At 68.5% G+C, this 1,650-nt stretch carries 3 protein-coding genes; all 3 read left to right on the top strand.

The genetic code is table 11. The annotated features are described in order from the left end of the window. Positions 1–151: 151 nt before the first annotated feature. A complete protein-coding gene (locus tag ACWDS7_RS48340) occupies positions 152–697 on the top strand; it encodes a hypothetical protein (protein WP_451934808.1) in 546 nt (181 codons plus the stop codon). A 5-nt stretch (positions 698–702) separates the two neighbouring features. After that, entirely contained in the window at positions 703–1,095 is a 393-nt protein-coding gene (locus ACWDS7_RS48335) for a capsid cement protein (protein ID WP_451934807.1), read from the top strand. 15 nt (positions 1,096–1,110) lie between these two features. Then, the coding region (locus ACWDS7_RS48330; protein ID WP_451934806.1) for a phage major capsid protein at positions 1,111–1,650 on the top strand (540 nt) is incomplete at its 3' end.

The following is a 1,650-nucleotide window of genomic DNA, read 5'->3' as shown; positions in this document are numbered from 1 at the left end:
GCCACTGGTGACGTCGGCGGTCAGTGATCTCCTTGCTGCCGCTCGTCCTACGGCTGAGAACGGCTGCCGAGCTCACCGGCGCGCTGGAACTGGTTCCCGTCAGCTAAGCGAAACCGGCAACACTCTGATGACTTCTGGCATCTCATGAAGCATGAGATTCCGTACAGCTCTCGCGACATTCCTCCTCACCGGCGTAACACTGATCGGACAGCCTGCGGCGGCTGCCACACCGGTCACGATCGCGTACGCGCAGCTCACACAGACCTGGGAACTGGTGCTCACCAACGGAGACGTGGTGGAGGTGCCGGAGGCGCTCGCCAAGGCGCCCAAGAATGCGGTCAATGCCGGTGCCCGGGCGCCGTTCCTGGTCAGTGGGGATGGGCGGCATTTTCTTTACTTCCGGAAATCGGATGGGCGGTTCGTCGAGCGGACTCTGAACAGCAAGGAAAGGGTCGTGTCACGGCAGTTCACGGCGGACACGATCGGCGAGGAGTGGCCGTGGGTGTCGGACGACGGCAGTTACGTGGTCACGGGGACCTCGGGGCCGGGGCTGGGAGTCTTCGCGGACCTGCGGAAAGGCAAGGTGTTGGGGCTTCGCGGAGAGACGGATGAGTGGGGCTTCCGCCCCGGCAGCGAGGACACCAGCAGCGTCGACGACGAGTTCGACCGCCTGTTCAGCGTCCCCGGAAAGGCCTGATCGCCGTGGCTGACTACCTGCCCATCTACACCCCCGGCGAGACGGTCACCGTCACCACCTCCGCCGCGATCACCGGCGGCCAGCTGGTGGCCGTCTCCGGCAACGGCACCGTCGGCGTCGCCGGCGCCTCCTCCGCCTCATGGATCGGCGTCGCCGCCCACGACGCCGCCTCCGGTACCCGGCTGACCGTGTTCGCCCGTGGCACCGTCCACGAGTCCACCGCCTCCGGTGCCATCACCGCCGGCGCGCAGCTCGCCACCGGCGCCGCCGGAACCGTCGCCTCCCTCGCCGTCGCCGCCGGCGCGGCCGCCGGCGACATCAACAACGCCCGCGCCGTCATCGGCGTCGCCCTGACCACGGCGGCCGACACCGCCAAGGTCCAGTGGATGGCCTGGTAAAGGAGCCCCTGAAACATGCCTGTTAACCCGCCGGCTCCTCCGAGCCTGTCCGGTGATCTGCTCAGCATCCACCGGCTGCTGGCCTCCCCGACGCAGATCCAGCGGCGTCTCCGGACGATCGCCGACCTGCGGTTCATCTCCGACCAGATCCTCACCCAGCGGTTCCGCTCCTCGGGTGGCGCCGTCCTGTACGAGGTGTCGGAGCCGATCTTCAACACCCGCAGCCCGCAGGCTGTCGGCCCCGGCTCCGAGTACCCGCACGACGTCACCGCCAACGGCGCCGCCGCCCTCGCCTCGGTCTCCAAGTGGGGCCAGGCGACCAGGCTGACCGACGAGGCGATCAAGCGGAACGCGCGCCCCGGCGACGAGGTCGACCGGGTGCTGCGCAAGGTCATCAACACCGTTATCCGCCACGTCGACGGCATCACCATGTCCGCGGTCGCGTCCGCTGTCACGCAGACGCAGGCCGCCGGTGACGACTGGATCGCCACCACCGCGACGATCCTGCGGGACATCGAGCTGGCCAAGGCCAAGATCGCTGAACTGCAGATGGGG

Source organism: Streptosporangium sp. NPDC003464, assembly GCF_053588315.1.
The sequence above is the reverse complement of the archived record's forward strand: the minus strand, read 5'-3'. Positions and strand labels throughout refer to the sequence as shown.

Bases quoted from the DNA above. Each gene is read 5' to 3' on its own strand.
- ACWDS7_RS48340 (WP_451934808.1), top strand. From the start codon at position 152: ATGAGATTCCGTACAGCTCTCGCGACATTCCTCCTCACCGGCGTAACA.